Origin of the sequence: Gordonia sp. VNK21 (assembly GCF_046098115.1) — a bacterium.
Lineage (GTDB): Bacteria > Actinomycetota > Actinomycetes > Mycobacteriales > Mycobacteriaceae > Gordonia.
The window spans coordinates 77854-99964 of sequence record NZ_JBJURU010000003.1; the positions used below are offsets into that span (position 1 = coordinate 77854).

At 70.6% G+C, this 22111-nt stretch carries 15 protein-coding genes, 1 tRNA gene, 1 other RNA gene and 1 pseudogene; 9 read left to right on the forward strand and 9 right to left on the reverse strand.

Annotated features, from left to right (window positions below):
* Positions 1–151 precede the first annotated feature (151 nt).
* Both ACJMNC_RS04935 and ACJMNC_RS04940 read left to right on the forward strand, forming a co-directional pair.
* A complete protein-coding gene (locus ACJMNC_RS04935; protein ID WP_408946837.1) occupies positions 152–4726 on the forward strand; it encodes an amino acid adenylation domain-containing protein in 4575 nt (1524 codons plus the stop codon).
* 59 nt (positions 4727–4785) lie between these two features.
* Positions 4786–5655, forward strand: coding sequence for a siderophore-interacting protein (locus ACJMNC_RS04940; RefSeq protein WP_408946838.1), 870 nt, complete (start codon positions 4786–4788; stop codon positions 5653–5655).
* Positions 5656–5748: 93 nt separating this feature from the next.
* Here ACJMNC_RS04940 and ACJMNC_RS04945 read toward each other — a convergent pair whose 3' ends face one another.
* Positions 5749–7716 (reverse strand): neocarzinostatin apoprotein domain-containing protein, encoded by a 1968-nt coding sequence (locus tag ACJMNC_RS04945; RefSeq protein WP_408946839.1) that lies wholly within the window; start codon positions 7714–7716, stop codon positions 5749–5751.
* A gap of 211 nt (positions 7717–7927) precedes the next feature.
* Here ACJMNC_RS04945 and ACJMNC_RS04950 point away from each other — a divergent pair, with 211 nt between their 5' ends.
* A complete protein-coding gene (locus ACJMNC_RS04950; RefSeq protein ID WP_408946840.1) occupies positions 7928–8275 on the forward strand; it encodes a hypothetical protein in 348 nt (115 codons plus the stop codon).
* Here ACJMNC_RS04950 and ACJMNC_RS04955 read toward each other — a convergent pair.
* From ACJMNC_RS04955 to ACJMNC_RS04980, 6 genes are all read right to left on the reverse strand, one after another.
* The gene (locus tag ACJMNC_RS04955; RefSeq protein WP_408946841.1) at positions 8251–9111 is read right to left on the reverse strand and encodes an N-acyl homoserine lactonase family protein; all 861 of its coding nucleotides are present in this window, start codon (positions 9109–9111) and stop codon (positions 8251–8253) included. The genes ACJMNC_RS04950 and ACJMNC_RS04955 overlap by 25 nt on opposite strands.
* A complete protein-coding gene (locus tag ACJMNC_RS04960; RefSeq protein ID WP_408946842.1) occupies positions 9108–9776 on the reverse strand; it encodes a TetR/AcrR family transcriptional regulator C-terminal domain-containing protein in 669 nt (222 codons plus the stop codon). Before ACJMNC_RS04960 ends, ACJMNC_RS04955 begins: the two co-directional genes overlap by 4 nt.
* A gap of 4 nt (positions 9777–9780) precedes the next feature.
* On the reverse strand, positions 9781–10857 hold the full coding sequence (locus ACJMNC_RS04965; protein WP_408946843.1) for an alpha-ketoacid dehydrogenase subunit beta: 1077 nt from the start codon (positions 10855–10857) through the stop codon (positions 9781–9783).
* The gene (locus ACJMNC_RS04970) at positions 10854–11921 is read right to left on the reverse strand and encodes a thiamine pyrophosphate-dependent dehydrogenase E1 component subunit alpha (RefSeq protein ID WP_408946844.1); all 1068 of its coding nucleotides are present in this window, start codon (positions 11919–11921) and stop codon (positions 10854–10856) included. Before ACJMNC_RS04970 ends, ACJMNC_RS04965 begins: the two co-directional genes overlap by 4 nt.
* Entirely contained in the window at positions 11918–12571 is a 654-nt protein-coding gene (locus ACJMNC_RS04975; protein WP_408946845.1) for a carboxymuconolactone decarboxylase family protein, read from the reverse strand. Before ACJMNC_RS04975 ends, ACJMNC_RS04970 begins: the two co-directional genes overlap by 4 nt.
* Positions 12572–12921: 350 nt before the next feature.
* Positions 12922–13009, reverse strand: a tRNA-Ser gene (locus ACJMNC_RS04980).
* A 61-nt stretch (positions 13010–13070) separates the two neighbouring features.
* Here ACJMNC_RS04980 and ffs point away from each other — a divergent pair.
* From ffs to ACJMNC_RS05000, 4 genes are all read left to right on the forward strand, one after another.
* Positions 13071–13165: signal recognition particle sRNA small type (gene ffs / locus ACJMNC_RS04985), an RNA gene on the forward strand.
* A gap of 47 nt (positions 13166–13212) precedes the next feature.
* Positions 13213–14484, forward strand: coding sequence for an aminotransferase class I/II-fold pyridoxal phosphate-dependent enzyme (locus ACJMNC_RS04990; protein WP_408946846.1), 1272 nt, complete (start codon positions 13213–13215; stop codon positions 14482–14484).
* Positions 14485–14496: 12 nt separating this feature from the next.
* The gene (locus ACJMNC_RS04995; RefSeq protein ID WP_408946847.1) at positions 14497–15780 is read left to right on the forward strand and encodes a glycosyltransferase 87 family protein; all 1284 of its coding nucleotides are present in this window, start codon (positions 14497–14499) and stop codon (positions 15778–15780) included.
* A gap of 10 nt (positions 15781–15790) precedes the next feature.
* Positions 15791–18385, forward strand: coding sequence for a DNA polymerase III subunit gamma and tau (locus tag ACJMNC_RS05000; protein ID WP_408946848.1), 2595 nt, complete (start codon positions 15791–15793; stop codon positions 18383–18385).
* A 116-nt stretch (positions 18386–18501) separates the two neighbouring features.
* On the opposite strand, the gene ACJMNC_RS05005 is transcribed toward ACJMNC_RS05000, so the two are convergent.
* Together ACJMNC_RS05005 and ACJMNC_RS05010 are read right to left on the reverse strand one after the other, a co-directional pair.
* On the reverse strand, positions 18502–19770 hold the full coding sequence (locus ACJMNC_RS05005; RefSeq protein WP_408946849.1) for a class I SAM-dependent methyltransferase: 1269 nt from the start codon (positions 19768–19770) through the stop codon (positions 18502–18504).
* Positions 19767–21185 carry an FAD-binding oxidoreductase gene (locus ACJMNC_RS05010; protein ID WP_408946850.1) on the reverse strand — a complete coding sequence of 473 codons (1419 nt, stop codon included), beginning with the start codon at positions 21183–21185 and terminating at the stop codon, positions 19767–19769. Before ACJMNC_RS05010 ends, ACJMNC_RS05005 begins: the two co-directional genes overlap by 4 nt.
* Positions 21186–21303: 118 nt before the next feature.
* Between ACJMNC_RS05010 and ACJMNC_RS05015 the strand changes: the two genes are divergently transcribed.
* Positions 21304–21741 carry an SRPBCC family protein gene (locus tag ACJMNC_RS05015; protein WP_408946851.1) on the forward strand — a complete coding sequence of 146 codons (438 nt, stop codon included), beginning with the start codon at positions 21304–21306 and terminating at the stop codon, positions 21739–21741.
* Between the two features lie 55 nt (positions 21742–21796).
* Positions 21797–22111: pseudogene (locus tag ACJMNC_RS05020) on the forward strand (pseudouridine synthase); the annotation flags it as partial.

Sequence of the window (22111 nt, forward strand, 5' to 3'; positions counted from 1 at the left end):
GAGGACGTCCACCAGCCAGTTACGGCCAGGGGTCCTCCTCCATTGCCGCCGTGCCGGTTCGGGCACCCGGCACACACGCCCAGATGCTGGGCCCGGAGGCCGTGGCCTCCTGGGGACCGGCATTGACCGACCACCTGCAGGAGTGACCGACATGCCCGGCGACGGTATCTCCATCCCGTTGACCAGCGCCCAGGCGGCGCTCTGGCTGGCTCAGACGCTGGATCCGGAGAACCCCACCTTCAACGTCTGCGACGCGGTGGAGATCGACGGCGACGTGGACGCGACACTGCTCGCTCAATGCGCACACGCAGCGATCACCGAATCCGATGCGCTCAGCACCCGCTTCGTCGCCGACGGCGACGGCTGGGCACAGCAACCCGGCGGCATGGATCTGCCGGCGCCCACCGTGCACACCGCCGACCCGGGCGATCCGTGGCCGGAACTGATCCGGCTCGCCCGCGTCTGGACCGGGCAGCCGCATGATCTGACCGTCGAACCCGGTGTGCGCCAGTGGATCGTGACCGCCGGACCGCGCACCTTCTGGATCCTGGCCGCCCACCATGCGCTCATCGATGCCTTCGGACTGTCGATGGTCTTCAAACGCGGCGCCGCGCGGTACAAGGCGGCCGAGACCGGCGGTGCGGTGAAGGGCTTCCCCCTCGGATCGGTGCGCGGCGTCGTCGACGGGGACCTGGCCTACCTCGGATCGCCCGACCGGGCCGCCGACGCCGAGTATTTCGCGGCGACCGCCCCCGACGAGCCGGCCGCTGCCGGCGGCGCCGGGCAGGCGCTGCGGGTGCGCACCGTGCGCACCGTTCTCGACGGGCTGACCGTCGAGCAGCTGTCCGCGGCCACCGAGGGCGGCAACTGGACGGTGACGGTGACCGCCGCGGTCGCCGCCTATCTGGCCCGCCGCACCGGGTCGTCGCACGCCGACCTGGGCTTTCTGCTGATGAACCGGATCGGCCAGCCGGCCGGACGGGTGCCGACCGTCGCGGTCAGTCTCGCCCCGGCACGGGTGCCCGCGGCCCCGGCCGACACCGTCGCCGACCTGGTCGCGGCCACTGCCTCCGCCGTCGCCGGGCTGTCCGCCCACCAGCGCTACCGCGGCGAACCGGTCGGCACCGACGCCACCGACTCCACCCTCACCGCCGGTTTCGGTCGCCGGGTGGGCACCGTGGTGAACGTCAAACCTTTCGCCCCCACGCTCAGCTTCGCCGGCCGTCCCGCGATCCAGCACTCCCTCGAACGCGGCCCGGTGCACGACTTCTCGATCACCGTGGCCCCGGACCCGCAGCAGCGTCTGTCAGTCCTGCTCGACGCCGACGCCGACCGCTACGACGATCAGCAGCTCCAGCGCCTGGCCGACCAGATCGGTCGTGTGATCACGGTGTTCACCGCGCCCGGGGCGGCCGGGACTCGGCTGGCCGCGCTGGATCTGCTCAGTCCGGCGCAGCGCGCCGAAGCCGAACGGCTCGGCCGCGGCGGCCCGAATCCGGGCGGCGAGCTCAGTGCGCTGGCGCTGTTCGACCGTAGTGCCGCCGCCCATCCGGACCGCACCGCCGTGGTCGCCCCCGATGCCACCTGGACCTTCGCCGAACTCGCCGCCCGATCGCACGAGCTCGCCGCGCGGCTGCGCGCCGCAGGTGTGGGCCCGGACGTGCCGGTCGCGCTGGTCGCCGAGGCCGGGGCCGCCGCACTGGCCGGCATCCTCGCGGTATGGCGGGCCGGCGGTGCCTACGTGCCGGTGGACCCCGGCTATCCGCCCGAACGGGTGGCGCACCTGCTCACCGACAGCGGGGCCACGGTGGTGCTGGCCACCGAGGGGAATCGGGAGCCGGCCGCGGCGCATCTGCCCGGAGATGCCGTGATCCTCGATCTCTCGGCCCGGTCCGGCACCGGGGCCCCCGCCGCGGCGGACCCGACGAGCGGCTACCCGCACCCCGAATCCGCGGCCTACATCATCTACACCTCCGGCTCCACCGGACTGCCCAAGGGCGTGGTGATCTCCCATCGGGCTCTGTCCACGCTGATCGGCTCGCACCGGCACTTCACGATGCCGGCCGAGCCGGTGCGGCTGCTCAGCACGCACAGCCTGTCCTTCGATTCGGCGGTGGCCACCACCTTCTGGATGTGTGCGGGCAACGAGCTTCATCTGCTCGACCGGTCCGAGGTGACCGACCCCGAGCGGGTGGTCGAGTACATCAGGGAGCGCCGCCTGGACTACATCGACGCCGTGCCCGCCCTGCAGGCCGAGTATGTGCGCGCCGGTCTGGTGACCCCGGCGCCGGGACGCTTCGTACCCCGGTGGCTCTCCACCGGTGGCGAGGCCTTCCCGCCCGCGCTCTGGCGCGAACTCGGCGATCGGCCCGAGGTGACGGTCTACAACCTGTACGGCCCCACCGAATCGACCGTCGAGATCACCTTCTCGCGCGTGGAGGACACCCCGCTGCCGTCGATCGGCGTACCGTCGCTGGGCGCGGATCTCCACGTCCTCGACAGCCTGCTGGCGCCGGTCGCCGTCGGTGAGGTGGGGGAGCTGTATCTGGGGACCGCGCAACTCGCTCGCGGCTACCACCGGCGTCCGGCGCTCACCGCCGCACGCTTCGTCGCCAGCCCGTTCCAGCCCGGTGTCCGGCTCTACCGGACCGGAGACCTGGTGCGCTGGAACAGCTTCGGTCAGCTCGACTATCTCGGCCGGGCCGACGATCAGGTGAAGATCCGCGGCCACCGGGTGGAACTGGGCGAGGTGGAGTCGCTGGTGACCGCAGCGGCCCGGCGGCTCGGGCTGCCCGTGCACACCGTGGTCGCCGACGTCCGGCGCACCGGATCCGGCGCGATCCGGCTGGTGGCCTACCTGACCGGCACCGACCGGGACGACTTCGCCGGCCTGCGCACCGAACTCGCCGCCGTCGCCCCCGGACACCTGGTGCCGTCGGTGTTCGTGCCGGTGCCCGCCGTCCCGCTCAGCCCGGCCGGGAAGACCGACCGGGCCGCCCTGCCCGATCCGTGGCACGGGGCGGCCCCGGCAGTGCGCGCCGACGACGGTTCGCCGGAAGCCGCCCTGTGCGCGCTGATCGCCGACCTCCTCGAACTGCCCGAGGTCTCGCCCGACGACGACTTCTTCACTCTCGGCGGAGACAGCATCGTCTCCATCCAGCTCACCTCCAAGGCCCGCGAGGCCGGTCTGTCCCTCTCGCCGCGCCAGGTCTTCGAGCTGCGGACCCCTGCCGCGCTGGCTGCGGCCGGCACGCAGGCGCAGGCGCCGCGGCGACTGGCCGATCCGGCGGAGGCACTCGGCGATCTGCCCCTGACCCCGCTCATGCGCCGGGTGCTGCGGGCCGGCGGATCGCTGGACCCCTTCGCGCAGGTGCGGTTCTACCGGCTGCCGTCCGGCACCACCGCCGACGCATTGGCCGAGGCGGTGGCGCAGCTGCACGGCGCCCACCCGATGCTCGGCGCGCGGCTGTCCGACGACGGTCTGACCGTGCCCGAGGACCCTGTCGTACCGCCGATTCCGGTGGAGCTGACCACGCCGGCCGGCTTCGACGCGCAGGCCGCCGAGCACTGGCTGGTCCAGGAGACGGAATCGGCTGCGGCCGCGCTGGATCCGCGCGCCGGGGTGATGACCGGCGTGCTGCTCGCCCGGGCCGTGCCCACCGTCGACGGCACCGTCGACGCGGCGGTGCTGATCGTCCACCACCTAGTGGTCGACGGCGTCTCCTGGCGCATCCTCACCGAGGACCTGCGGGCCGCGTACGAGGCCGCCCGGCGGGCTGCGGCGCCGCGCCTGCCGGAACCGGCAACCTCGTTCCGGCAGTGGATGACCGCTCTCGCCCGGCGGGCCGCCGACGACGACGTCCTCGGCGGGGCCGGCTTCTGGACGCACCCGCGGCGCGGACCGGGACAGCTCGCGCTGGGACCGGAGCTGTCCGCCGACCGGGACGTGGCCGGCCGGGTGTCCCGGCTGACCGTGGAGCTGCCGGCCGACGCCGTGATGTCGGCGCTGCCCGAGGCCTACCGGACCGGACCCACGGAGATTCTGCTGGCCACTCTGGGCCTGGCCGTGGCCCGGACCTTCGGGGCGGACGGCGAGCAGACCCTGTTCGTCGACCTGGAGGGCCACGGCCGCGACGAGCAGCTGGTGCCCGGCGCGGACCTCTCGCGCACCGTCGGCTGGTTCACCGCGTTCTGGCCGGTGCCGATGGAACTGCCCGGCGATCCGGACCAGACCGCCCGCGCCGCGGACGCACTCGTCGGCCAGGTCAAGGAGCGTCTCGCCGCCCCGGAGTTCGGCGGCCTCGAGTACGGCCTGATCACCGAGCTCTCGCCGCAGGCGCAGCCGCGGCCGGCCAGTCCGGTGCTCTTCAACTACCTGGGTCGGCTCACCACCGGCGAGGGCAGCGGAGAGTTCTCCGCGCTGTGGCCGCACCGGCCGCTGGTGGTGACCCGCGATCCCGGCATGCCGGTCTCGCACCCGCTCGAGATCAACGCGGTCACCCTCCCGGGCCCGGCGGGAGCGGTGGTGCAGGCGGAGATCTCGTACGCGAACACGGTGATCCGCGCCGAGCGGGCCCGGGCCCTGGCCGACGCCTGGACCGCGTTGCTGCACACGCTCACCCGGCCCGAGATGCTCGCCGGACTGGGCGGCGCCACCGCCGCCGAGTCGCTGATCGACGACCTCACCCAGGACGAGATCGACGAGTTCGCCGGCGAATTCGCCTGACCCCGCTCCAGCCCCGCCCCCAACCACCCGGACCGATCCGGAACGAGGAAAGAAGGACTATGCCCGCCCTGCTGTTCACCGCCACCGAGGTGCAGGACGTCACCCCGCACATGCGCCGGATCACCTTCACCGGTGAGCCCGTCGCGCAGTACATCGCCACCGGACAGTTCCCCAACATCAAGATCCTGCTGCCCAAGGCGGACGGCAGCTTCGACGTCCCCGAGCTCGACGATCCGGCCTGCGGTGCCGACACCCTGGTGCGGACCCGGCCGGATCTGCACGAGCGGGTCCGCACCTACACGGTGCGCCGCTACGACGCGCAGCAGCAGACCCTCGACATCGACTTCGTGCTGCACGGCGACGAGGGCATCGCGGGCCGCTGGGCGGCGGCCGCCGTCGCCGGATCCACCCTCGGTGCCGTCGGCGGCGGGGGCCGGCCGATCGGTACGGGGGAGAGGTACCTGATCGCCGGCGACGAGACCGGACTGCCGGGCGTCGGCAACATCCTGGAGAACCTGCCCGCCGATGCCGTCGGGACCGCCTACATCGAGGTCGACGGCCCCGCCGAGCAACAGGACCTGCAGGCGCCCGCGGGGGTCGAGATCGTCTGGCTGTCCCGGGACGGCGCCGCCGGCGGCACCACCACGCTGCTCGCCGACGCGGTGGCCGCGCACCCGCTCGCACCGGGCACCTTCGCCTGGGTCTCGGCCGAGGGCTCGCAGGTGATCACCATCCGCAAGGATCTGCGGGCGCGCGGGGTGGACCGCAAGGCCATGCTCGCCATCGGCTACTGGCGGCGCGGTCTCACCGAGAACGGTTACGCCAAGAAGGCCAACCACGACCGCGACCTCAAGGAGTTCGACGACCACGATCACGACCACGATCACGGTGTCCGGGGTCTGGCCGCCCGGCTCCGCCGCCGCGGGTAGCGGCACTCCTCCCTACGAACTTGGGTCCGCCCTACCGAATAGTCGGTGGGGCGGACCCAAGTCGGTGAGGTGGACCCTCGTCGCCGGTGATCGTCAGGAGCGTCGGCGGACGGCGTAGCCGCCCACGCCGGCGGCGATCACCACGGCGGCGCCGCCGACGGCCCACGGCCACCAGGTGGTCGAGTCGTCGGAGCCGTCGGCGTGATGCTGCTCGCCGTCAGCGGCCTGCTCCCCGTCGGACTGCTCGCCGGACTTCGTCGCGCCGGCCTTCTTCTCGCCCGCCTTCTTCTCCGCGGCCTTCTTGTCGGCGGCCTTCTTCTCGTCGGCGGCCTTCTTCGCAGCGGCCTTCTTCTCGGCGTCGGTGCCGCTCACCGTGATCGGCGTGGAGGTGTCCTGGCTGCGATCACTCGAGCCGTGAGCCGCGAAAGTGTAGACCGCGCACGGGTTCTCGATGCAGTTGCCGGCGCCGAAGACCGGGGAGACCTCGATGGTCTTGCTGAACGAGCCGTCGGCCGAGATGTCGGTGGGCATCACCCAGGCGACCGCGCCGAAGACGCTCGAATCGGTGGTGGAGAAGCGGCCGGTCTCGGCGACGCCGACGTAGACGCCGGGCCCGTCAGTGGAGAACCCGGTGCCGGTGACCGTGATCGGGGTGCTGCCGGTGGCCGAGACCGTGGTGGTCGACAGCGACACCGCGGCGGTCGTGGGTCCGTCGTTCTGCGGCTTGTCCCGGTTGCGGGAGCGGCCGCCGTCCGCCGGCACCTCCACCGGTCCGTCGGCGGCGGGACCGCCGGTGAAGGCGACCGGAGTGGCGGTGTCCTGGCTCCGGTCCGAGCTGCCGTGGGCGGCGAAGGTGTAGACGGCGCAGGTGTGCGCGGTGCAGTCGGCGTCGCCGAACTTCGCCTTCACCGGCAGTTGCACGTCGAACGAGCCGTCCTGGCGCAGATTGCCCTTGCTGTTCGAGACCCACACCGTGCCGCTGCCGAACGACGACTGATCGGTCGTCGAGAACTGGTCGGTCTGCGCGATGCCGACGTAGACGCCGGGGCCGGAGGTGGAGAAGCCGGAGCCGTGCACGGTGACGGTGTCGCCGGCCGGGTTCAGGCCGCTGGCCCGGTCGACGCTCACCCGCGGTCCGGCGCTGTTGCCGGCGGCGCCGCCGCCGGAGCCGGTCTCACCCGAGCGCGGCGATTCCTCGCCGGAGCCGGCGGAGTCGCCGGAGCCGCTGCCCGACAACGCGATCGGCACCCAGACGTCCTGACTGCGGTCGGTCAGCTTGGGGAAGGCGGTGAACGAGGCGACGAAGCACTCGGTGCGGGTGCAGTCCACGGAGGAGAACTTCGCGGTGATCTTCAGGGTGGTGGTGAAGGCGCCCTTGCCGTCGGCGGTCACCTTCTGGGCGTCGGCGTAGGTGGTCGGGTAGCCGGAGGACGGCTTCGCGATCGTCTGCGTGACGTAGATGTCCTCGCCGGCCCGGTAGCCCTTACCGGAGATCGACACGGTGGACCCCGGGCGGATCCCGGTGTTCGGTGTCACGGTCAGCACGGGACGGCCGGTGCTCGGCCCGTTGCCGCCCGGAATCAGCGCCATCAGCCGGCCGAGCAGTGCCATGCCCTCCTCGGTGAGCCGCTCGCGCAGGCCCTGCAGCTGGGCGACCAGGTCGGTGTCCGAGGCCGCCGCCGAGAGCGGCACCACGGTGCCGTCGGTCAGGGTCAGCTGCGCGGGAATGCCCGGGCGGATCTCGGCGGGTGCGGCGGCCGGCTTCTCGGCAGCGGGCCGCTCGCCGGTGGCCTGCTTGGCGGGAGCCTTCTCGGCTGGGGTCTTCTTCGCCGGGGCCTGCTCCGCGGGCGTCTTCTGTGCCGGTGTCTTCTGCGCCGGGGTCTTCTCGCCGGTGGTCTTCGTCGCCGGAGCCGACTTCGCCGACTTCGCCGGCGCGGGGGTGGTGGACCCCGCGGGCCGGGACGGCGATGTCGGCGCGGCGGCCGCGGGAGCCGCAGCGAGCGCGGTGATGAGACCGAAGGAGAAGAGAAGCGCGGAGAGTCGCAACCACAGATGTCGCACGGGAAGCCTGGCCTTACGTCAAAAACAATGAGTAGTCGGCCGACTCATCGGGCGGAGTTCTGCTCGGACCCTGCGCCCGGATGTAAGTTAGCCGTACCTATCTTAGTGGTATTTCCGGTGGTCGGCGGTGTGGTTTTCGCCACCTGCCGGGCCGTCGAGCCCCGCCGTCGCGGCAGAACCGGGACGCTGCAGATCCGGAGGAGTGGAACTGATGAGGGATCAGCGCGCCGCGGAGTCGGCGGGCATCCGGCAGACGGCCGCCACCGCTCTGTTCGCGGTGGCGGCGACGCTGCTGCTGGTGGCCCTGTGGGCGGCGATCGGTGCCCTGACCCGCGGGACGGCGAACCTCGATCCGCCGGTGACCGGCTATCCGGATCCGGACGAGGCGGTCTTCACCGATGTGCGTGCTCCCGTCCTGGGCACGGTGGTCGGCTGCGCCGTGATCGGCCTGGCCGCGGTGGGCGCAGGTCTGTTCAGCGCGTCTGCGCGCCGCCGGGCCATGACGGGATCGCCGGATCACCGCAAGGGGCTGGATCACCGCAAGGGGCTGGGCCGGTAGACCTCCGACTCGGCAAGCCGGCGCGCCGCATCGGGGTCGTGGGCCGGCAGCAGCACGGTGGGGCGTTCACGGGCGAACTCCTTGATCTTGCGCAGAGTCTCGATCGCCTGTGCAGGCTCGGTGTTCACGCCGTCGGTCTGCTCGGCGTCGAGCAGATTCTGATCGTAGGTCGCATCCCCGAGGAACATGTAGGAGATCCCGTCCACCTCGGCGACCAGGGAAACGTGTCCGGGCATGTGGCCGGGGGTGTCGATCGCGTAGATCGTGCCGTCGGCAGTGATCGGATAGGTCCGCTCGAACGGCCCGGCGGCCGGTCCCGACGGGTCGAGCAGCCGGGGAGCGAAACCGTCCGGCCAATGCTGCGGCACCATGCCCTCGGCGGTGGCGTGGAACGGGTGCTTGAAAGTGTTCCAGTGTTCGGCGCTGACATAGACCGGGGCGCCGACCAGGTCGGGAAGGCCGTCTCCGTGATCATGGTGCAGATGACTCACGACCACGGCCTGCAGATCCCCTGGCGTGAGGCCGTGCTGCCTGAGCCGGGCACCCACGGACTCGTCGGGCTCGACCTTGATGTCGACGGCGACGTGGAAGAACGGCTGCCACCACGGGAAGTAGCCGTGCCGGCCGTGACTGGCGAGCGGCGATTCGCCGGTGTCGAAGAGGACCGGTCCGTCGGCGTGCTCGATGAGGTAGGTGTTGATCGGCAGTGGTCGGGTCCAGCGGCGGTCGGTGAGAACCCGGGCCCGCCGCAACAGGACGGGGCGCCGGGCCGACTGAGTGCGGTGGCTGGGGCGGATCGCCACGGTGCCGGTTTCCAGAACGGTGATGGTGCTCATGACATGGCTGCTTTCGTCTGTAGTTTGTGGTGGATGGCGGCGATCAGCAGGTCGAGGCCGTATTCCAGTTCGGCCTCGTGGTCGCACAGCGCCAGCTGCGGCGCATTGGCCGCCACATGGGGAAGCCCGGCCTCACGCAGTGCCTGTTCGCTGCTGGCGATGAGGGAGCTGTTGTCGGCGGCGAGACTCGGGGCCGTCCCCGTCTCGCGCATCAGGGTGCCGACGAGGTAGGCGATGAAGGTGCGCAGAACGTGCACCCGCTCGTCTTGGTCGAATCCCAGTTCCTCGAGTGCTGCCAGGGCGATCTCGACGATCGGTAGCAGGGTCGGGGCGTTGAGCCTGCGGGTGAGCAGCAGCGGCGCGGCTCGTGGATGGCCGATCGCCGCGGTCCGGAAGTCACGAGCGACTCTGCGCAGGACCGATTCCCAGGGCTCCGCAGTGGGATCGCCCAGCGGAATGGCCGTCAACAGCCGGTCGCCCATGGCGTCGAGCAGATCGTCTTTGTCGTCGATGTAGCGGTACAGCGACATCGTGCTGACCCCGAGCCGGGCGCCGAGCTTGTGCAGCGACAGCGCCTCCAGACCGATCTCGTCGGCCAGGTCCAGACCGGCGTCGATGATCTCGTCCCGGCTCAGCGGTCCGCGCTTGCTCTTACGTGGGGGCATGGAGTCAGTCCCTCTCTGTCCTGCCGTCACCGGTCATCTCTTCGACGGTGGCGATGATCCGTTCGACGTTGGGAAGTGTCTCGTACTCCAGGTGCGGTGCGAACGGAATGGTCTCCTCGACGGCCACCCTGCGGTACTCCGCCGGGATGCCGCTCTCCAGTAGCAGCGCGGCGATCTCGCCGGTGAGCCCCGCCCGCCGGTAGTCCTCGTCGACGACGACGATCCGGCCCGTTCGCGCGGCGTGCTGCACGATCGCGTCGGTGTCGAGCGGGGCGACGGTGCGCAGATCCAGCACCGTGGCGCCGATGCCGAGGCCGGCGAGTGCCTCGGCGGCCTCCAGACAGCGGTGGACGCCGACCCCGACACTGATGAGGACCACGTCCGGGCCGTCACGTCGCACGGTGGCCCGGCCGAACGGGATCGGCTCGATCGTCAGCGGCACCTCGCCGGTGGCGCCGCCCGTGGGCTGGAGCGCGCTGAAGTCGACTGTGGGACGACTGTCGCCGCCGAGGTAGTCCAGCATCTGGGCGTCGAGCAGTTTCGGGGTGAGGAAGACGGTGAACTCGTCGCGGCGCAGCGCCTCGGTCATCAGGCCGGCCGCATCGGCGGGGGTGGCGGGTACGACGACATTGGTGGACGGATACGACCCGGCCGCGCCCCAGAACGCCTGCTCGTGCTGGCCCCCGTCGGTGTACCAGCCGCCGTAGCCCGCGCGGATCACCAGAGGAACCGTGACGCGGCCTCCCGAGAAATCCGGAAACTTGCTGGCGCCGTTGACGATCGCGGCCCAGCCGACGGCGGCGAAGTCGATCATGTACAGCTCGACAACCGGTTTGAGGCCGGCCATTGCGGCGCCGATGCCGGCGTACATGAAGGCGGACTCGCTGATCGGGGTGTCCAGCACCCGCTTGGGACCGAACTGTGCGAGCAGGTTGCGGCGCAGCAGCTTCACATCCTCACCCCAGGTGACGACGCGGTCGTCGGAGGTCATCGCCTGGGCCAGGGCGTGATCGACGGCTTCGTCGTAGCCCATCATCCGGGTGGCCGGGGGGACGGTCGGCATGCTCTCCGGGGCGCTCATGCGGTGGCTCCCGACAGTCCGAAGGTCGGGCGTCCGGCGACCGCGGCGCGAGCGCGCCGGTCCGCCTCGCGGACGACGGTGGCCTGTTCGGCGTCGATCCGGTCGGCCACCTCCGGCGGCAGGAGCGTCCGGGCCCGGCGCACAGGATCCTTGCGTCGCTGGAGGGACCAGTCGCGTTTGGCGCGGACCGCGACGGTGGTGAGGTCTTTCAGTGCGCCGAGACGATCGCCGCGGCTACCGCCGGCAGCGGTGGCACCGCTGCGGATCCCGGGGCCTAGGGCCGCGGCCTGACCGGCCGGGTCGTCGATCAACCGGACGATCGGGTCGCCTTCGAAGTGGCCGCCGGGCCGGAAGCACGTCGCATAGAGGAATCCGGGGCCGCCGCCGCGCCGGGCGCGATCGATCAATCGTCCGGCCGCCCGATGCACGTCCTGGACCCGATGGCCCTTGACGCGTGCCGTGGCCAGACCGAATGAGGCTGCGCGCTCCACCACGTCGCCGCCGGTCACATCGGCCGAGTAGGTGGTGATGGACCACTTGTTGTCCTTGCACACGAACAGCACCGGCAGGTTCCAGGCGACGGCCATGTTGTAGGACTCCATCAGCATGCCCTGGTTCATGGCGGCTTCACCGTGAAAGGCCACCGCCACGGCGCCCGGACGCTGCCGCAGATGGGCGACGGCGTTGCCCACGGCGAGCGGCCCGGAGGCGCCGACCATCCCGTCGCACGCCGCACGCACATCCGGGTCGAGGAGATGCATGTGACCGGCCATCCCGGCGTTCATGCCCTGATCGGATCCGAAGACCTCCAGCATCAGGTCGGCCGGGTCGGTGCCGCGCCCGATGAAGCCGGCGGTGTTGCGGTGGTCCAGCGACACCGAGTCGTCGGCGCCCAGGTGGGTGAGGACGCCGGCGTTGATGCCTTCCTCTCCGATTCCCGAGTGGTACTCGCCCGGTACCAGTCCCTCGTCCCAGGCGCGCACGATCGCATCTTCGACCAGGCGCATCCGCGCCATCATCCGGTAGGTGCCGGTTGCGTCGAACCGGTTAGTGGCCCGCCTCATCGGGTCACCTCGGATCCCGCATCGCTCTCGGCCGTACCCGGGCCGGGGTACGGGGTGGCGTACGGCAGGAACGGTTCCTCGAGCTGGACGCCGACGCTGTTGATGGTCATGGCGACCATCGCGTAGTGCCCGACCAGAAAGCACAGCTCCAGGATCTCGTCGCCGGTCAGCACCCGACTCGCCGCGGTCCAGGCGTCGTCGTCGAGCCGGCGTTCGGCGATCAGCACGTCGGCGGCCTGCAGCATCGCGGTCAGTCTCGGATCCAGACCCCTCACCGGGTCCGAGGTGACGGCTGCGCGCCGGTCCGGTTCGACGCCGAGCTCGTCGGCTATATGCGAATGGTGGGCCCACTCGTAGATGCAGCCGAGCCGCCAGGCGCTCCGCAGGATCACGAGTTCCTTCTCGTCGGCGTTCAGGTGGCCGGGACGCAGTAGCTGACCCACTAGGGCGGCGTGCACTCCGAATACCCCGCGCAGCCTGGCCAGGGTCCGGAAGACGGTGAAGTCGAACCCGGACCTGGTCCGCTTGCGGATGACCGCCAGGACCAGCCGATCCCGGCGGCTCAGCTCCGCGGGCGCCAGTGGCTCGAGGCGCGGTGTGGTGGGCGTCAGCCACCTCCCGGCGTATGGCGTGTGGACGGATTCGGGCACGATACGGCTCCTCGCAGCAGACTTATGACATATGCGTATGGCGTAAGTGTATGGCGTAAGGCTGGAAATGGCAACGGGTGTGAACTGGGATGGGGCGCGAGCGGTGACAGGGGTGCTGAAAGGGGCGGACGGCGAGGCGCGCGTCGACCAGGTCACGCGACTCTCAGATCTTCGCGCTCCCCGTCGATCGGGAGCGCGAGCGTTTGAGTGTCGCGGGAAGGGGGAGTGGAAGGCAGTGGAGGATAGGGGACTCCGGCCCGCTCGTACCTCGCAGGCCTCCTCGAATCGCTGTGCCTGCAGATATGTGAAGTGCCCCCCGTCTTCGTTCCTTAGACGGGGGGCACTTCACATGGCGGAGGATAGGGGATTCGAACCCCTGAGGGCGTTAACCCAACCCGCGTTCCAGGCGAGCGCCATAGGCCACTAGGCGAATCCTCCAGGCGGTATAGATCGTAACGGGTCGGCTACGGCGAACCCAAAACGACCCGCTACACTAGATTCCGGATCCCGCGCGGCGTGCATCCTGTGAACTCCCCCAGGGCCGGAAGGCAGCAAGGGTCAACGGGCTCTCTCGGGTGCGCGGGGTCCTCATACTTCTTATGTAAGACGAGGACTTACGCGGGTCCATGAGAGGTTCCACGTTGAACTTTCACTCGATGAGTGCCGACCAGCTCCGCGACACCCGAGACGACCTGCGAAAGCGTTACGACACCCTGCGCGCGGCCGGCTTGAAGCTCGACCTCACCCGCGGCAAGCCGGCGCCCGACCAGCTCGAACTCTCCCTCCCGTTGCTGTCTCTGCCCGGCGACGCGTACACCAGCCCCGACGGCACCGACTGCCGCAACTACGGCGGCATGACGGGCCTGCCCGGCCTGCGCGAGATCTTCGGTGAACTGCTCGGCGTCGGCGGCGACCGCCTCGTCGCCGAAGGCAACGCCAGCCTGCAGATCATGCACGACATCACCGTCTTCTCCCTGCTGCGCGGCACCGTCGACTCGGCGCAGCCGTGGTCGGCCGGCCCGATCAAGTTCCTCTGTCCGGTCCCCGGCTACGACCGGCACTTCGCCATCACCGAGCAGTACGGCATCGAGATGATCCCCGTCCCGATGAACCCGAACGGCCCCGACGTGGAGGCGTGCGCGCAGCTGACCGCCGCCGACCCGTCCATCAAGGGCATGTGGCTCGTCCCCACCTACTCCAACCCCACCGGCTACACCGTCACCGAAGACGTCGCGCGCCGCCTCGTCGCCATGCCGGCCGCCGACGACTTCCGCATCTACTGGGACAACGCCTACGCGGTGCACACCCTCGTCGACCAGGCGCCGCAGCCGCTGCCGATCCTCGACCTCGCCGCCGACGCCGGCCATCCCAACCGGGTCTACGTCTTCGGCTCCACCAGCAAGATCACCTTCGCCGGCGCCGGAGTCTCCTTCTTCGGCTCGTCGCAGGCCAACCTGGACTGGTACACCTCGCACGCGTCCATCGCCACCATCGGCCCCGACAAGCTGAACCAGCTGCGGCACCTGATGTTCCTGCGTGACGCCGACGGCGTGCGCGCACTCATGGACCGCCACCGCGCCCTCGTCGCCCCCAAGTTCGCGCGGGTGCTCGACATCCTCGACGACCGGCTCAGCGACGCCAAGATCGCCAGCTGGACCCGTCCCGAGGGCGGCTACTTCATCAGCCTGGACGTGATCGACGGCGCCGCCGCGCGCACCGTCGCGCTGGCCAAGGACGCCGGTATCGCCCTCACCGGCGCCGGCGCCACCTTCCCGCTGCACGACGACCCCGACGACCGCAACATCCGGCTCGCCCCCACCTTCCCGCCGATCGACGAGCTGACCGTGGCCATGGACGGTGTCGCCACCTGCGCACTGCTGGCCGCCTCCGAGGTACTGCTCGACCGGCAGTAACGGCGGTCGACGGTGGCCACCAGGCTGGAGCGGTCCGTCCCGGCGCTCATCGGTTTCACCGTGCTCGCGGCCCTCGCGCTGTGGGCGCAGAACGCGATCATCCCGTTCAGCACACCCTTCTGGGGTCTGTTCGACTATCAGCTCGATCTGGACGTCTACCGGGCCGGCGCGCAGACCGTCCTCGACGGCGGCGACCTCTACCGCACCAAACTGCTCGGCCAGATGGACTACACCTATGCGCCGATCTCCATCGTCGTGTTCACTCCGTTCGCCTGGATGGGCGCCGGGGTGGCGCACGTGGTGTGGAGCGTGGCGATCTTCGTCGCCCTCTACAGCGTCATCATCTTGGGCCTGCGCAGCCTGGGTCACGAGACCACCTGGATCCTGCGCGGTATCGCCGTGTGTCTGGTGGCCGTCTCCATCCTGCTCGAACCGGTCCGCACCACCATCTGGTTCGGCCAGATCAACGTCTTCCTGATGTGGCTGGTCCTGGCCGACCTGCTGCGCGGCGACGACTCCCGGCTGCGTGGCGCCGGTGCCGGTCTGGCCGCCGGGATCAAACTCACCCCGCTGCTCTTCGGCGTCTACCTGGTCGCCATCCGGCAGTGGCGGGCGGCGATCACCATGGGGGTCACCTTCCTGGTCACCATCGGCATCGGCGCGATCCTCATGCCGTCGGCCTCCCGCGACTACTGGACCGAGACCCTCTTCGACTCCGACCGGGTCGCCTCCCCGCAGACCGCCGGCAACCAGTCCATCCGCGGCGCCCTGGCCAACCTCGGGCACACCGACGACCCGAGTACCCTCTGGTGGGCGGTGCTGTGCCTGGCGGCCCTGGCCCTCGGCCTCGGCGCCGCCGTCCTCGCCCACCGGCACGAGCAGGAACTGCTCGCCCTGAGTCTGGTGGGCATGACCTCCTGCGCGGTCTCGCCGGTGGCCTGGGGACACCACTGGGTGTGGCTGGTGCCGCTGCTGGTGGTGGCCATCCACCTGGTCCTGTCTCTGCCGTCGACGGCCGGCCGGATCGCGGTGGCCCTGGCCACGGCCGGAGGATTCGCCCTCTCGGTGGCCTGGCGGCACTATCTGGGCCACCCCATCTGGTACGTCAACCGGGCCGTCGACGACGCCTACCTCACCGGACTGTTCTTCAAGGGGGTCGGCCACTGGTACCGGTGGTTCGTCGTGCAGCCGTACAACATGATCCTGCTGATCGTCTCGGTCGCCGTGATCGTCACCTACCTGATCGCCGACCGCCGATCGACGCCGACGACGACCGCGGTCGCACCCCGCCGGTAGTCTTGCAGCCGTGGCTCTCTATCGCACCTACCGTCCGGCAACATTCGCCGAGGTCGTCGGGCAGGAGCACGTCACCGCGCCGCTGAGCCGGGCACTGGACACCGGACGCATCAACCACGCCTACCTGTTCTCCGGACCCCGCGGCTGCGGCAAGACGTCCTCGGCCCGCATCCTGGCCCGCTCGCTCAACTGCGAACAGGGCCCCACCTCCACCCCGTGCGGGGTGTGCGCCTCGTGCGTCTCCCTCGCCCCCGGCGGACCCGGCAACCTCGACGTGGTGGAGATGGACGCGGCCAGTCACGGCGGCGTCGACGACACCCGCGACCTGCGCGACCGCGCGTTCTACGCGCCGGCCGAATCCCGCTACCGGGTGTTCATCATCGACGAGGCCCACATGGTCTCGTCGGCCGGCTTCAACGCGCTGCTCAAGATCGTCGAGGAGCCGCCCGAGCACCTGATCTTCATCTTCGCGACCACCGAGCCGGAGAAGGTGCTGCCCACCATCCGCTCGCGCACCCACCACTACCCGTTCCGGTTGCTCGCACCGCCCGTCATGCGGGGCCTGCTGGAGAGCATCTGCGCCCGCGAGGGCGTGGTGGTGGCACCCGAGGTGTATCCGCTGGTCATCCGGGCCGGCGGCGGCTCTCCGCGCGACTCGCTCTCCATCCTCGACCAGTTGCTCGCCGGCGCCGGCGACGAAGGCGTCACCTACGACCGCGCGCTGGCCCTGCTCGGGGTCACCGACACCTCACTGATCGACGGCGCCGTGGACGCGCTCGCCGCCCACGACGGGCGGGCGCTGTTCGAGGTGGTCGAACGGGTCGCCGACGCCGGACACGACCCGCGACGCTTCGCCATCGACCTGCTCGATCGGTTCCGGGACCTGCTGCTGCTGCAGGCCGTGCCCGACGCGGCCGAACGCGGGCTGGTCGAAGCCCCGGAAGACCAGGTCACCCGGATGCGGGCGGTGGTCGACTATCTCGGGCCGGCCACCCTCACCCGGTACGCGGAGATCGCCCACAGCTCGCTCGGCGAGATGCGGGGCACCACCTCGCCGCGGCTGTTGCTCGAGGTGATGTGCTCGCGGATGCTGTTGCCCGCCGCGGCCGCCGACGACGCCGCCCTGCTCGCGCGCATCGAAGAACTCGAACGCCGGCCCGCCGGAACCGGGCCCGCGCCGTCCCCTTCCCCCGGCGCCCAAAACTCCGGTGCCCAGAACTCCGGTGCCCAGAGCAGCGGTGCGGCCCCGGCTCCGGCCGCCCCGGCGGCCGACGAGCCCCCGCCGCGCTTCGTTCGGCCGTCCCAGCGCGCGCAGTACGAGCAGGCGCAGCAGCAGACCCCGGCGGCGCCGGAACCGGGTCCTGCCGCGGAGGCGGCCCAGGCCCCGGCGATGGAGGCCCCGGCGATGGAGGCCCCGCAGTCGGTGGCGCCTGACCGAGCGGAAGCGGTTGTCGCGGAGGAGACTTCGCCTGAGCCGGAACCGGAACGGACGACTGCGGTCGACGCGGTGCCGGAAGCCGCCCCGGAGCCGCAACCCGACTCGGTTCCGGAACCCGCACCGTCCCCTGAACCCGCACCGTCCCCTGAACCGGCACACAGCCAGGAGCCCGCGCCCAGTCCGGAGCCGGAGCCGAGTCCGGTCCCGGAGCCGCAGCCGGTGCCCGAGCCGGCGCCTGCTCAGGTCTCAGAGAACGTGGTGGACCCGGAACCCGTGGCAGCGCCTGCGCCGGAGGCGTCACCGGCCCCGTCGCCGGACGCCCGGCCCGCGGCGCCCGCACCGGACGCCCGGCCGGCGGCGCCCGCACCGGACGCCCGGCCGGCGGCGCCCGCACCGGACGCTCGGCCCGCCGAACCGGCTGCTGCCGAATCCGCGACACCTGACGTTGCGGCTGCCGAACCGGTGTATGCCGATCCCTACGACGACGTTCCGCCGCCGGAGGAGCCCGCCTACGAGCCGATGCCCGAGGACGTCCGGCGTCCGGCCGCGTCCCGCCCGGCCCCCGAACCCGAGCCGGGGCCCGAACCCGAACCCGCCGGGCTGGATCCGGCGCAGGTCACCGCGCAGCTCGGCGACTTCCGCAGCGCCGTGCGCAGCGAGCCGTCCGGCTCGGGGAAGGTGCTCGAGGCCATGCTTTCGGCGGTCACCGTGCAGGCCGTCGACGGGAACACCATCGTGCTCGGGCATCCGCACCAGGCGCTGGTGGGCCGGCTCTCCGACGAGCGCGGAAGCCGCATCCTGAACGCGGCCTCCGCTCAGGTCTTCGGACCGCAGTGGCAGGTGCGGGTGATCCAGGGCGACGGCCCGGCCCCGGCCGCGGCGAATCCCCGTGTGGCACAGGCGCAGCCGAAGAAACAGACGTTCAGCCGGCCGAGCCGGAGCGGACCCGCCGTGGGTGGTGATCAGGCGCCGGCGGACCCCGAACCCGAGCCGGAACCGGTCTCGGCACCGCCGCCGGAACCCCGGCCGGACGAGGAACTCAGTGACGCCGAACGCGATGAGATGGTCGCCGAGGCGCACACCGGCGCTCCGGATGCGCGGCTCGACCCCGACCAGGTGGCGCTCGAGCTCCTCAAATCCGAACTCGGCGCCCGTCCCGTCGACTGACCGCCGTTTGCGGCGTCCTGCACCGACAGCGTCCTGCACCGACAGCGTCCTGCACCGACAGCGGCGCCCGCAGCCGGTGAGGCTGCGGGCGCCGTCTGCGGTTCAGGCGATACCGGCTACGGCTGCCACCACGGGCGCAGCGGAGAGTTCGGGGCCCTGTCCTTGTCGAGTTTGACGGCCAGCACGTGGTGCAGCTGAACGATGTCGTTCTCGAAGCCGATCCGGCAGCCGGCCATGTACAGGCCCCACAGCTTGGCGGTGCCCTCACCCACCTCGGCGACTGCCGCATCCCAGTTCTCCACCAGGTAGGCGTTCCAGTCGCGCAAGGTCATTGCATAGTGCTCGCGGAAGTTCTCCTCGTGCAGCACTTCCATGCCGCCGACGTCCTGCAGCTTGGAGATGATGGTGCCCGAGCCGGTGAGCTCCCCGTCGGGAAAGACATAACGGTCGATGAAGGCGCCGGCCTTGCTGCGAGTCCTGTTGTCCGGCCGCGTGATGCAATGGTTGAGCATCAGTCCGCCCGGCCGCAGCCGGTCCCGGATGAAACTGAAGTACGCCGGATAATTGGCGAGGCCGATGTGCTCGGTGAGGCCGATCGAGCTGACCGCGTCGAAGTCGGTCTCGGGGACGTCCCGGTAGTCGCTGTGCCGGATCTCGGCGAACTCGCTCAGCCCGTCGTCGAGGATGGCCTGCTGTCCCCACTCGGCCTGCTCCTGAGACAGGGTGACGCCGAGCGCGTGCACTCCGCGACTGGCCGCGTAGCGGACCATGCCGCCCCAGCCGCAACCGATGTCGAGCAGCCGGTCACCGGGTTTGAGGGCCAGCTTCTCGAAAATCAGCCGGTACTTGTTCTCCTGCGCCGTCTCCAGGGAGGCATCCCGGTCCGGATACACCGCGCAGGTGTAGGTCATCGACGGTCCCAGCACCAGCTCGTAGAACCGGTTGGAGACGTCGTAGTGGTAGTGGATCACCTCGGCATCGCGAGTCTTGCTGTGCCGCAGTCCCTCCGCGAAGCGGCGCCAGCGCGGCAGCGACTCCTGCGGCGGCGGGGCGATCGGCTTGAAGTGCTCGATGCCGATGGCCTTGGCGACATGGGCCATCGCCAGCGGGCCCGGCTTGGAGAACTGCAGGTCGTCGGCGAGGGCGTGCAGCGCCTCATACGGATCGCCCGGATGGGCGCCCACCAGTTCCAGGTCGCCGGAGACATACGCGCGGGCCAGTCCCAGATCGCCGGGCGCAGTCACCAGGTAGGTGGTGCCGCGGGGGTCGCGCAGATCCAGTCCGTACTTCGCATCCTGCGGGCCGGCGCTGCTTCCGTCGTACGCCGTGAACCGGATCTTCAGATCACGGCCGATCAACGTCTGGAAGATCTCCGCCAGATTCATGCGTTCTTCACCGCTTTCTCATAGAGGCTCAGCAGCCGGCCGCGCGGATCGTAGATCCGCTTGAGCTCGCGGTAGGCGACCGAGCCGTACAGCTCGTCGAACTCGTCCTCCGGGTAGAACGACTCGGAGTACAGAGACTTGTGGCCGTCGAGCTCGCTGACCTTGCGCTCGATCCGGCGATTGGCGGCACCCGGCTGACCGGGAGTGGCCGGCACGGCCGACCAGAAGCCGACGTTGACGTACGTCTTGTGGGGCTTGAGCGGATACAGTGGCCACGGCTGCGGCGAATCCGGACCTGCGGGGGAGGGGTCGGCGAGTCGCAAGGGACACAGCCAGATCGGCTCGATGGGGATCTCGTCGAGGAACCACTCGACGAATTCGGTGGTCCGTTCCACCGGCACCTCGATGTCCTGCACCACGCGCTCGCCGGGCGGCAGACCCTTGCGCTTGTTGAGCCGGTCGCCGATGTCCCAGCGCTGGTCCAGCCCGATCAGCTTCCAGTAGAAGCTCGACCGCAGATAACGGCGCGGCCAGAACCGCCGGATCCGCGGATTCTGTGCGCCGAAGGCCCGCGAGCACCAGAACCAGTCGGTGTCCCAGCGCCACAGATAGTCGCGGACGGTGAGCCGGTCCCGGGTGGGTTCGGTCACATCGCCGTGCTGGATGGACCGGTAGAAGATCTCCATACCGGTGTAGTCGCTCACCGGCCCGGGTTCGTCGGTCTGCCGGCCGAGCACCAGATAGCATTCGTCGCCGGAGAAGACCACGCCGTCGAGATAGTCGACGCGTTCGTCCCGGTAGCTGCGGGCCGCCACGATGTCGATCAGCGCCGCCTGCAGGCCTGCCACCGAGGTGAAGCGCACATGGCGCAGCTCCACGTACGGCGGCACCGGTTCCAGATCGATCTGCAGCCGTACCGAATAGCCGAGCGTCCCGTAGGAGTTGGGGAACCCGAAGAACAGATCCCGATGCTCGTTGTCGGGACGTGCGATCACTAGATCGCCTGCCCCGGTGAGGATTTCGATCTCACGGACGGACTCGTGGGGGAGTCCGTTGCGGAAGGAGGTGGATTCGATGCCCAGCCCGGTCACAGCACCGCCGAGGGTGATCGTCTTGAGCTGCGGCACCACCAGTGGAACCAGCCCGTAGCGGAGCGTGGCGTCGACCAGGTCCTCGTAGGTGCACATGCCGGCGACCTGTGCGGTACGGGTGACCGGATCCACCGAGATCACCCGGTCCAGTCCGGACACGTCCAGACCCGGCGCCGAGGTGCCCGGCCGCTTCCGGAAGAGGTTGGAGGTCTTCTTGGCCAGCCGGACGGTCGCGCCGTCGGGAATGGCCCGGTAACTCTCCAGTAGTCGGGTCACCCCCTGAGAGAACGCCGCGTCGCCATACTCGAGGGGTTCAGAAGCCACGTTCTCACCGTAGCGCGCTGCCCAGTACCGTGGAGGGGCGGCCGGTATCGGGCGCGTAAAGAAGCCATGCGAGGGTTCGGTGCCGACGAGCGCTCGCCGTATGAGGGAGTCATCCGCCGTGGGTCAGGTTTCCGCCACTTCGTCCATCGACATCGCCGCTGCTCCGGATGCGGTGCTCGCCGCATTGAGCGACTACCAGAACGTGCGTCCGGCGATCCTGCCGGAGAACTACCGGGACTACCGGATCGACGACGGCGGCACCGGTGCCGGCACGGTGGTGCACTGGATCCTGCAGGCCACCGAGAAGCGCCAGCGTGACGTGCTCGCCGATGTGACCGTCGCCGGCGGCACCATCACCGAGACGGACCGCAATTCGTCGATGGTCACCACCTACACCGTGACCGCTGCGGGCACCGGCTCGCGGGTGCAGACGGTCACCAGCTGGAAGGGCGCCGGCGGGATCGGCGGCTTCTTCGAGAAGACCTTCGCGCCCAAGGGCCTGGCCCGCATCCAGGCGGTACTGCTGGGCAACCTGAAGACCCGTCTGGAAGCCTGATCCGCTGAGCCGCCGCGGTCGTCGCCGGACCAAACCGTTGCCGGCGCGGGACGGGGTGGACGCCACCAGGGTGGTGTTGCGCCCGGATCTCTGGCCGTCGCCCGAGCTGCCGACGGTGCTGCAGGCGCTGCTCGCGGCACCGGTCATGGCCGGCGTCGACCCGGCCGAGGTGCGGCGGCAGGCAGCCGGCGGCGCAGTGGTCGACGCGGACGGCCGGCCGGTGGAGCTGGACGCGCCGGTGCGCCGGCCGGTGCCGGTGTACCTGTACCGGGAACTCGAGCCGGAGCCGCCGGTCCCGTTCGGTCTGCCCATCCTCTACCGCGACACCGACCTGGTGGTGGTCGACAAGCCGCACTTTCTGGCGACCATG

Coding starts and splice junctions, on each gene's coding strand:
- ACJMNC_RS04935 (WP_408946837.1), top strand. CDS start 152: ATGCCCGGCGACGGTATCTCCATCCCGTTGACCAGCGCCCAGGCGGCG.
- ACJMNC_RS04940 (WP_408946838.1), top strand. CDS start 4,786: ATGCCCGCCCTGCTGTTCACCGCCACCGAGGTGCAGGACGTCACCCCG.
- ACJMNC_RS04950 (WP_408946840.1), top strand. CDS start 7,928: ATGAGGGATCAGCGCGCCGCGGAGTCGGCGGGCATCCGGCAGACGGCC.
- ACJMNC_RS04955 (WP_408946841.1), bottom strand. CDS start 9,111: ATGAGCACCATCACCGTTCTGGAAACCGGCACCGTGGCGATCCGCCCC.
- ACJMNC_RS04960 (WP_408946842.1), bottom strand. CDS start 9,776: ATGCCCCCACGTAAGAGCAAGCGCGGACCGCTGAGCCGGGACGAGATC.
- ACJMNC_RS04965 (WP_408946843.1), bottom strand. CDS start 10,857: ATGAGCGCCCCGGAGAGCATGCCGACCGTCCCCCCGGCCACCCGGATG.
- ACJMNC_RS04970 (WP_408946844.1), bottom strand. CDS start 11,921: ATGAGGCGGGCCACTAACCGGTTCGACGCAACCGGCACCTACCGGATG.
- ACJMNC_RS05005 (WP_408946849.1), bottom strand. CDS start 19,770: ATGAATCTGGCGGAGATCTTCCAGACGTTGATCGGCCGTGATCTGAAG.